The 9,166-nt window shown below is 75.6% G+C and carries 7 protein-coding genes and 1 pseudogene; 7 read left to right on the top strand and 1 reads right to left on the bottom strand.

All coding sequences use genetic code 11. The features are described 5' to 3' along the window. Positions 1-1,774: 1,774 nt before the first annotated feature. Positions 1,775-2,650: pseudogene (locus tag ACFFIA_RS22615) on the top strand (tetratricopeptide repeat protein); the annotation flags it as partial. A 260-nt stretch (positions 2,651-2,910) separates the two neighbouring features. After that, a complete protein-coding gene (locus ACFFIA_RS22610; protein ID WP_377253611.1) occupies positions 2,911-3,912 on the top strand; it encodes an HAD-IIA family hydrolase in 1,002 nt (333 codons plus the stop codon). Positions 3,913-3,973: 61 nt separating this feature from the next. Here the strand turns inward: ACFFIA_RS22610 and ACFFIA_RS22605 are convergent, their stop codons facing one another. After that, on the bottom strand, positions 3,974-4,312 hold the full coding sequence (locus ACFFIA_RS22605) for an SCP2 sterol-binding domain-containing protein (RefSeq protein WP_377253610.1): 339 nt from the start codon (positions 4,310-4,312) through the stop codon (positions 3,974-3,976). Between the two features lie 113 nt (positions 4,313-4,425). Between ACFFIA_RS22605 and ACFFIA_RS22600 the strand changes: the two genes are divergently transcribed. The 5 genes from ACFFIA_RS22600 to recN all read left to right on the top strand — a co-directional run bounded on the left by ACFFIA_RS22600 (position 4,426) and on the right by recN (position 8,813). Then, positions 4,426-5,085, top strand: coding sequence for a phasin family protein (locus ACFFIA_RS22600; RefSeq protein WP_377253609.1), 660 nt, complete (start codon positions 4,426-4,428; stop codon positions 5,083-5,085). 86 nt (positions 5,086-5,171) lie between these two features. Then, positions 5,172-5,333: a hypothetical protein gene (locus tag ACFFIA_RS22595; protein WP_377253608.1), complete on the top strand. Its 162-nt coding sequence runs from the start codon at positions 5,172-5,174 to the stop codon at positions 5,331-5,333. Positions 5,334-5,336: 3 nt separating this feature from the next. Continuing rightward, positions 5,337-6,128: a TlyA family RNA methyltransferase gene (locus ACFFIA_RS22590; protein ID WP_377253607.1), complete on the top strand. Its 792-nt coding sequence runs from the start codon at positions 5,337-5,339 to the stop codon at positions 6,126-6,128. A gap of 2 nt (positions 6,129-6,130) precedes the next feature. Next, complete coding sequence (locus ACFFIA_RS22585) at positions 6,131-7,033, top strand: NAD kinase (protein WP_377253616.1); 903 nt, start codon at positions 6,131-6,133, stop codon at positions 7,031-7,033. A gap of 70 nt (positions 7,034-7,103) precedes the next feature. Further along, positions 7,104-8,813 carry a DNA repair protein RecN gene (gene recN, locus ACFFIA_RS22580; RefSeq protein ID WP_377253606.1) on the top strand — a complete coding sequence of 570 codons (1,710 nt, stop codon included), beginning with the start codon at positions 7,104-7,106 and terminating at the stop codon, positions 8,811-8,813. Positions 8,814-9,166 lie beyond the last annotated feature (353 nt).

The raw sequence follows: 9,166 nt of genomic DNA, 5'->3' as shown, positions 1-9,166 counted from the left end.
CGCCGATGGTACTGCACTCGTGAGGGTGTGGGAGAGTAGGACACCGCCGGACTTCTTTAATGAAGGCCACCCCGCCGGGGTGGCCTTCATTGCGTTCAGGGAGGATGGAACCGTGAGTCCAGGACCGCGCGGCGACGCACCGCGAGACGGCGACCGCGACGACGAGGGTCGTGGCCGGCGCGGCGGTGAGCGTTACGACCGCGGTGACCAGGGCTACGGCGATCGGCGCGGCGGCTACGGCGGCGACCGTGGTGGCCCGCGCGAGGGCGGCCGCTACGACGACCGAGCCGGGCGCCCGCGTGAGGGCGGCGGCTACGGCCGTGGGCCGCGCGACGGCTACCGCGACTCGGGTTCGCGCCAGGGCGGCGGTGACCGCGAGGGCGGCTACCGGCGCGACGGCGACGACCGGGGCGGGCCGCGCGGCGGTGGCTTCCGGGGGAGCCCGCGCGGCGGATACGGCGAAGGGTCCCGGGGCGGCGGCTTCCGCGGCGGTTCCGCCCGTGAGGGCGGCTTCGCCGGCGGTGGCCGGGGTCCCCGTGAGGGCGGCGGTCGTGACGGTGACTACCGCGGTCAGCGCGAGGGCGGCTACGGCCGGGGTCCGCGCGACGGCGGCGGCCGGGAGGGCGGTTTCGGCGGCCGGGGTCCGCGCGAGGGCGGCTACGGCGGCCCGCGCGACCGCGGTGAGCGCGGCGACCGTGGCGCGAAGCGGGGCGGTGGCTTCGGCGGCGGCGGCGGTGGCTACGGCGGCTCGCGCCAGGGCGGCGGCCGCGACGGTGACTTCCGCGACGGTGGGCGCGGTCCGCGCGAGTTCCGGGACGGCGGGCGTGGCCCGCGCGACCGTGACTTCGGTGGCGGCGGTCGCGAGGGCGGCTACCGAGGCGGCGACCGCGAGGGCGGCGGCTACCGGCGTGACGAGCAGGAGCCGCGCGACGGTGGCTACCGCCGGGTGAGCGGCGGCTACGGCCGTGACGGTGACGACCGGGGTGGACGCGACCGGGGAGCGCGCGGCGGCTACCCAGGTGGGCGCGACGAGCGTCGGGGCCGTGACTTCTCCGGTGGCCGTGACGACCGCGGGCCCCGTGGCTTCTCCGGCGACCGGGGCCCACGCGAGGGCTACACGGGCGGTCGCGACGACCGCGACGACCGTGGCGGGCGCGGTTTCTCGGGCGACCGGGGGCCGCGTGAAGGCTTCGGGGGCGACCGCGACCGTGGCCCGCGCGACGACCGTGGCGGGCGCGACTTCCGGCGGGACGACCGCGGTGGCCGTGGCTTCGCGGGCGGTCGCGACGACCGGGGTCAGCGCGGCGGCGGGCGTGATGACCGCGGTGGGCGTGGCTTCGCCGACCGTGGCCCGCGCGAGGGCGGCTACCGGCGCGGTGGCGACGACCGGGGCGAGCGCCGCACGGGCGGCTACCAGCAGGGCGGATACCGCGGCGGCTACGGCGATCGGGATGGCGGGCGCGGTCCGCGCGAGGGCTTCCGGGAGGGGCAGCCGAGGCGGACGTTCGAGGACCGCAGCCCGGGGCGCCGGCCGGGCGGTGAGCGGTGGTCCGACCGCGACCGCGCCGAGCGTGACCGCGGGCGCGAGGGCGCCGAGGCGGGCGACCGGCGATACGACCGGCGATACGACCGGCGGGAGGCGCCCGGCGGGGAGAGCCAGGAGCGGGGCGGTCGTCCGGCGGCGCCGGCGATCCCCGACGAGATCGCGGCCACCGATCTCGACAACGAGGTGCGCGCCGAGCTGTTGTCGCTCGCGCGTCCGATAGCCGACACGGTGGCTCGCCACCTCGTCGCGGCCGGCCAGCTGATCGACGAGGATGCCGAGGAGGCGATGGCCCACGCGCTCGCGGCGCGGCGGCTCGCGTCCCGGATCGGGGTGGTGCGTGAGGCGGTCGGGCTCGCCGCGTACGCCGCGGGGCAGTGGCAGACCGCGATCGCTGAGCTGCGCACGTACCACCGGATGAGCGGCAAGCAGACCCACCTCGCGGTGCTCGCCGACTGCGAGCGGGCGTTGGGGCGGCCGGAGCGGGCGGTCGACATCTACCGTGCCGCCGACAAGGCCGCGCTCGGGCCCGCCGAGGCGATCGAGCTGCTCATCGTGGCGGCCGGCGCACGGGGCGACATGGGGCAGAAGGACGCGGCCGTGGCGATGCTGCAGGTGCGCGAGCTGGCCGGTGACGCCGACGAGCCCTGGGCCGGGCGGCTGCGGTACGCGTACGCGGACGCGCTGCTCGCGGTCGAGCGGCGCGAGGAGGCGCGGGAGTGGTTCGCGCGGGCGGCCGACGCCGACCCCGAGGCGACCACCGACGCGGCCGAGCGGCTGCTCGAGCTCGACGGCGTGGTCCTGGAGGGCGACGAGAAGACCGACCTGGAGGCGGACGAGTTCGCCGAGGGGGAGGGCGACGAGCGGGGCGACGAGGCCGCCGCCCGCCGCGCCGGCGACGGTCGCGGTGACGACGACGATCTCGACGACGAAGACGGCTACGAGGTCGACGACGAGTTCGACGGCGACGAAGACGACGAAGACGACTACGACGACGAGGATGCCGACGACGACCGGGACGCCGACGCCCGCGCCGAAGACGACCTCGACGGCGACGACCAAGACGGCGACGACCGGGACGCTGACGACGAGGGCGACGAGCCGGGCGCGCTCGACGACGCTCGCGCGAGCGTCGACACGCCCGCGACGGCAGGCGAGCCGGAGACGGCCGACGAGCCGGACGAAGACCTCGCGCGCGAGGTCGAGGCCCGCGCCGACGAAGCGGCCCGCGCGGCGAGCGGCCAGGCCGGCGACAGCGCCGACCGGGGGCCGGACGAGGAGACCCGCGCGGCGGGCGCGCACGCAAACGGGCGCCGGGATGAGGGCGGCGAGCCGGCCGGCCAGACCGGCGACGGCGGGTCGCGGGCGTGAGCGAGCGGCTGGTCGACGCGTACGACCTGGTGATCTTCGACCTCGACGGCGTGATCTACCTGATCGACCGGCCCATCGCGGGCGCGGTCGAGGCCGTGGGGGAGCTGCACCGGGCTGGCGTGCCGCTGGCGTACGCGACGAACAACGCCTCGCGCCGCTCGCCTGAGGTCGCCGACCTGTTGACCGGTCTGGGCGTACCCGCTGATGCTGGCGAAGTGCTCACCTCGGCGGGCGCGTCGGCGGCCGTGCTGGCACAGCGGCTGCCGCCGGGGTCGAAGGTCCTGGTGGTCGGCGCCGAGGCGCTGCGCGCGGAGGTGCGCGACGCGGGGCTGGAGCCGGTGTCGGCGGCGGAGGAGAAGCCGGCCGCGGTGGTGCAGGGGTACGGGCCGCAGGTGGGCTGGGCCGACCTGGCCGAGGCGGCCGTGGCGATCCGTGGCGGTGCGCGGTGGGTCGCCACCAACACCGACCGCACGCTCCCCAGCCCGCGCGGGCCGCTGCCGGGAAATGGCTCGCTGGTGGCGGCGTTGCGTACGGCGCTGGGGCAGGAACCCGACCTGATAGTTGGCAAGCCGGAGCCGGAGCTGTTCGCGGCGGCGGCGCGGCGGGTGGGCGCGGTGCGTCCGCTCGTGGTGGGCGACCGCCTGGACACCGACATCGAGGGCGCGGTGCGGGCCGGCATGGATAGCCTGCTGGTGCTCACCGGCGTGCACGGGCCGGCCGACCTGCTGGCGGCGGAGCCGGAGCGGCGGCCGACGTACGTGGCGGCGGACCTGGGCGGGCTCTTCGAGACCGCCGACGCGGCGCGCGTGCCGCCGGCCGAGGTCGAGGGCTGGCGGCTGGAAGACGGCGGCGGGCCCCGGCTGACCGGCGACGGCACCGCGATCGACGCGCTGCGGCTGCTGGTCGGGCTGGCCTGGTCGGGCGGCGACGCCACCAAGGTCACCCCCGACACCTCGGCCGCGCGCGACGCGCTTCACGCGCTGGGCCTGGCAGCCTGAGCGCCGCCCGCCGTAGCGCGGGGCAGACCAAGGTCACGAACGCGGCGCCAGCCGGCGACGCCTAGAGGAGCTTGCGGAGCTTCAGCAGGTCGAACGGGCTGGCGCTGATCGAGACGCGCCGGGCGCCGAGTGCGCGGGCGAAGTCGAGCTCGCCGCGTACGAGTGCGACCAGGTCGTCGCTCGTGGTGGTGAGAGCGATCTTGGCGCTCTTGTCGTCGCCCTCCTGGATGTCGAGCAGTTGCCCGCCGGTGAGGCGACCGTGGAAGGCCACGCCCAGGTCGGAGAGGCGGCAGGCCAGTGTGCGGTCGAGGTCGAGACGCTTGCGGGCGGCCGCGGCGTTGGCCGCCAGGCGCTCGGCGAGCTTCTCCAGCGCCTCCCGGCAATCCTGCACGGTGGCCACGCTAACCTCCCATCGACACCACACCAGGTCCACCGCACCGTACCGCACGGGGGCGGCGCGACCGCCCGGTAGCGTATGACGTTGTACATCGGGCGCAGGCGGAAGGATTCGGGATGCAGGAGGCGTGGAAGGCGTACCTTGAGCTCGCCCTGGGGCTCACGGAGGCCTCCAGGAAGAAGGCGCAGAAGGTCGCCAAGAAGCTGGTGGGCAAGGGCGGCGTGACCGCGGCCCAGCTTCAGGCGCTGGCCGAGGACCTGGTCTCCACCAGCCTGGCCAACCGGGAGGCGCTTTCCAAAATCGTGCGCTTCGAGGTTGACCGCACGCTCGGCAAGGTGGGGCTCGCGACCGCCGAGGAGGTCGCCGACCTGACCGCCCGCGTGCGCGACCTGGAGGAGGAGCTGCGGCAGGCCCGCGCGGGCGCCGCGCCGGTCGCCGAGAGTGCCCCGGTGGCGGAGGGCGCGCCGGTCGCGGATGCTCCGACCCCGACCGGGGTGGTGGCGAAGAAGACCGTCGCGAAGAAGGCGGTGGCCAAGAAGGCGGCCCCGGCTCCGGCCAAGACGGTGGCCAAGAAGGCCGTGGCCAAGAAGGCCGTGGCCAAGAAGGCCGTGGCGAAGAAGACGGTCGCGAAGAAGGTCACGCCCGCCGAGCCGGCGCCCGAGGAGAGCCCGGCCGCCCCGGCCAGGAGCGCCGCCGCCAAGGCGCCGGCGAAGAAGACCGCCGCGCCGCGCAAGACCGTCGCCAAGAAGGCCACGCCCGCCGCGGGTGAGGCCTGATGCATCCGGTACCGGGACCGTACCGCCCGCCGACGCCGGGGCCCTTCCGGCCGCCGGCGCCCCCGCCGTCCACTGTGGAGCCTTCGGTGGGCGAGGTGGAGGGTGGTGGCTCGGGTCACCCCGCCGTCGACGCGGTGATCCAGGCGCTGGCCAACGCCGCCGACCTGCCGCCCCGCGACCAGATCGCCGAGTACGAGGCCGCGCACTCCACGCTCCAGGAGACGCTCGCCACCATCGACCAGGCCTGATCGATGGCACGCCGCGCCCGCCTCGACGCGGAGCTGGTCCGCCGAGGGCTGGCCCGTTCCCGCGAGCAGGCGGCCGAGCTGGTCGAGGCGGGTCGGGTGCGGGTGCGTGGCGTACCGGCCCGCAAGCCGGCGGCCATGGTCGACCCGGCCGATGCGGTGCGGGTCGTGGGCGACACGGTGGAGTACGTCTCCCGTGGCGGCCACAAGCTCGCCGGCGCGCTGGCCGCCTTCGGCCCCGAAGGGCTGGAGGTGTCGGGGCGGCGGTGCCTGGACGCGGGCGCGTCGACCGGGGGCTTCACCGACGTGCTGCTGCGCACGGGCGCGGCCGAGGTGGTGGCGGTCGACGTCGGCTACGGGCAGCTCGCGTGGGCGCTGCGCAACGATCCACGGGTCACCGTGCTGGAGCGCACCAATGTCCGTACCCTCACCGCGGAGATGATCGGCGGACCGGTGGGGCTGACGGTGGCCGACCTGTCGTTCATCTCGCTGCGCCTGGTGCTGCCGGCCCTGGCCGGCTGCACCGCCGTCGACGGTGACCTCGCGCTCATGGTCAAGCCGCAGTTCGAGGTAGGCAAGGAGCGGGTCGGTGCCGGCGGCGTCGTCCGCGAGCCGGCGCTGCGCGCGGAGGCCGTGCTCGACGTGGCCGAGGCCGCGCGGGCCGAGGGGCTCGGCGTGGCCGGTGTGGCGGCCAGCCCGCTGCCCGGGCCGAGCGGCAACGTCGAGTTCTTCCTGTGGCTGCGCCGCGACGCGCCCGAGGTCGACGCGGCGCGGGTACGGGCGGTGGTGGGGGCGTGAACATGCCTTCCGGGGAGGCGCCCGGCCGGGCGGCGTTGCTGGTCACGCACACCGGGCGGCAGGACAGCACCGCGCACGCGCGCACCGTGGCGGCCGACCTGATCGCGGCCGGCTTCGAGGTGCGTGTGGTGGCCGAGGAGGCGGCCGATCTCGACCTGCCCGAGGTCAAGCCGGTGAGCGGGCTGGCGGCGGCGGCCGGTGTGGAGATCGTGTTCGCGCTGGGCGGCGACGGGACGTTCCTGCGGGCGGCCGAGTTGGCCCGCCCGGTGGCCGCTCCGCTGCTCGGCATCAACCTCGGCCGGGTCGGTTTCCTGGCCGAGGCGGAGATCCGCGATCTCGACCAGGCGGTACGCGACGTGGTGGCACGTGCGTACACAGTGGACTCCCGGATCACCCTCGACGTGGTGGCCGAAGTGGACGGTGAGCGGATCGCCGAGTCCTGGGCGCTCAACGAGGTGAGTGTCGAGAAGGGACAGCGGGCGCACATGCTGGAGCTGCTCGTCGACGTGGACGGGCGGCCGCTGTCCCGCTACGGGTGCGACGGCGTGATCTGCGCGACGCCGACCGGCTCGACGGCGTACGCGTTCTCGGCCGGCGGGCCGGTGGTGTGGCCCGAGCTGGAGGCGCTGTTGCTGGTGCCGATCAGCGCGCACGCGCTCTTCAGCCGCCCGTTGGTGACCGCGCCCACCTCGACCTTCGTGATCGACGTGGACCCGTACACCACGTTCGCGGCGCTCTGCTGCGACGGGCGGCGCGTCTTCGACCTGCCGCCGGGCGCGCGCGTCACGGTGCGGCGGGGCGCGCTGCCGGTCCGGATCGTCCGCTTACGGGAGGAACCGTTCACAGATCGGCTGGTGGCGAAGTTCGAGCTGCCGGTCGACGGGTGGCGCGGCAGCCGCACCTGACCATCCAGCCTCCTAGATCGGGGCACGTCGGGTGGCCAAGCGCCGGACCGCGCTACTACTGTCTGGTGGCGTGCTGGAAGAGCTGCGCATCACCGGCCTCGGCGTCATCGAGGACACCACTCTGCCGCTCACCGACGGGATGAACGTGATCACCGGCGAGACGGGTGCGGGCAAGACCATGGTCGTCACCGGCCTTGGCCTGCTTTTCGGCGGTCGCGCCGACGCGGGCCGGGTGCGCGCCGATCCCGGCCGGGCGGTGGTCGAGGGGCGGCTGCGGCTGGCCAAGAAGGCGGCCGCCGCGGTCAACGCGCGCATCGCAGACGCCGGTGCCGAGCCTGATGAGGATGGCACCGTGCTGCTCAGCCGCACGGTCACCGTCGAGGGGAGGTCGCGGGCACACGTCGGCGGGCGGAGCATGCCGGTGTCGGTGCTCGGCGACGTGGGCGAGCAGGTGGTCGCGGTGCACGGCCAGTCCGACCAGCTGCGGCTGCTGCGCCCCGCCGAGCAGCGGGCCTCGCTCGACCGGTTCGCCGGGCCGGAGCACGAGAAGCTGCTCGAGACGTTCCGCGAGGCGTACACGCAGTGGCGCGCGGTCGAAGACGACCTGGCCGACCGGCGGCGCAACGCCCGCGAGCGCAACCAGGAGGCCGACCTGCTGCGGCTCGGTCTCGACGAGATCACCAGGGTCGACCCGCAGCCCGGTGAAGACGACGAGCTCAAGGCCGAGGCGCAGCGGCTGGAGCACGCCGAAGGGCTGCGCACGGCGGCCGCGTTGGCATACGGGGCGATCGCGGCCGGTGTCGAGGGCGGCGACGAGACCCCCGACGCGACCAGCCTGATCGGCACCGCGCGGCGCACGCTGGAGGCGCAGGCCGGTGTGGATGGCAAGCTCGGTGACCTGGCCGTCCGGCTTGAGGAGGCGGCCACGCTCATCGGTGACGTGTCGGCCGAGCTGTCGGCATACCTGGGCGCGCTCGACGCCGACCCCGCACGCCTCGAGGCCCTCTACGAGCGCCGGGCCGCGCTGCGGGGGCTGACCCGCAAGTACGCCGACGACGTCGACGGTGTGATCGCCTGGGCCGAGCGGGCCCGGGCGCGACTGTCCGAGCTGGACACCTCCGACGAGCTGCTGGAGGAGCTCGACCGCGAGCGCCAGCGGCTGGCCGCCGAGGCGACCGAGCTGGCGGGGCGGCTGACGGCGGCCCGGCAGGAGGCGGCCGGCAGCTTCGCCGAGCAGGTCACGGTGGAGCTGGCCGGCCTGGCGATGCCGCACGCCCGCATCGAGGTGGCGGTGGTGCCGCGCGAGATCGGTCCCGACGGCGCCGACGAGGTCGAGCTGCGGCTGCTGGCCCACCCCGGCGCCCCCGCGCTGCCTCTTCAGCGGGGTGCCTCCGGTGGCGAGCTGTCCCGCGTGATGCTGGCGATCGAGGTGGTTTTCGCCGGTGCGGGCGGCCCGCCGACCCTGGTCTTCGACGAGGTCGACGCCGGCGTGGGCGGTCAGGCCGCCGTGGAGATCGGCCGCCGTCTGGCCCGGCTGGCCCGCAGTCACCAGGTCCTGGTGGTGACGCACCTGCCGCAGGTGGCCGCCTTCGCCGACCGGCACCTGGTGGTCGCCAAGGACACCGGGGGAGCGGTGACCACCAGCGGTGTGCGCGTGGTCGAAGACACCGACCGGGCCCGCGAGCTGGCCCGCATGCTCGCCGGCCTGCCCGACTCCGACCTGGGGATCGCCCATGCGGAGGAGCTGCTGGCGGTCGCCGCCCGCGAAAAGCGCTCGTAGGGACGTGAGGTCGCCCGCATCGCGGCCCTGAGCCGATCCGGGTGAGTTGGCGTGTGGTGACGACTGGCGGATCACGTGACGGGATGTCACCCGGCGCGGGGGATGGGGCGTCACATCGCGGCGGCTCCGCTCCGCTTCGCCGAAGGAAACTCCTGCCCCACGGGAGAGCCGCGCGGGGGAGCGGACACCTCGCGACCGGGTGGAAGGAGACGGTGGCGCGCAGACCGCGTCGAGCAGCGGCGCGGCGGCGGGCGCGAGCGGCATCTATGGCGCGATTCGGGACCGTGGGTGGGCCGCGGTGGCGCCGGCTTCCGGTCGCGGAGCGGGCTAACGGATCACCAAAGGTAGTGAGC

The organism is Phytohabitans kaempferiae (assembly GCF_042433955.1).
GTDB classification, from domain to species: Bacteria; Actinomycetota; Actinomycetes; order Mycobacteriales; family Micromonosporaceae; genus Phytohabitans; species Phytohabitans kaempferiae.
Note: the sequence above shows the minus strand (reverse complement) of the source record. Positions and strands in the feature narration are given on the sequence as shown.

What these genes read in the sequence shown, in the direction of transcription:
- ACFFIA_RS22600 (WP_377253609.1), top strand. Translation starts at nt 4,426, where the DNA reads ATGCAGGAGGCGTGGAAGGCGTACCTTGAGCTCGCCCTGGGGCTCACG.
- ACFFIA_RS22590 (WP_377253607.1), top strand. Translation starts at nt 5,337, where the DNA reads ATGGCACGCCGCGCCCGCCTCGACGCGGAGCTGGTCCGCCGAGGGCTG.
- ACFFIA_RS22585 (WP_377253616.1), top strand. Translation starts at nt 6,131, where the DNA reads ATGCCTTCCGGGGAGGCGCCCGGCCGGGCGGCGTTGCTGGTCACGCAC.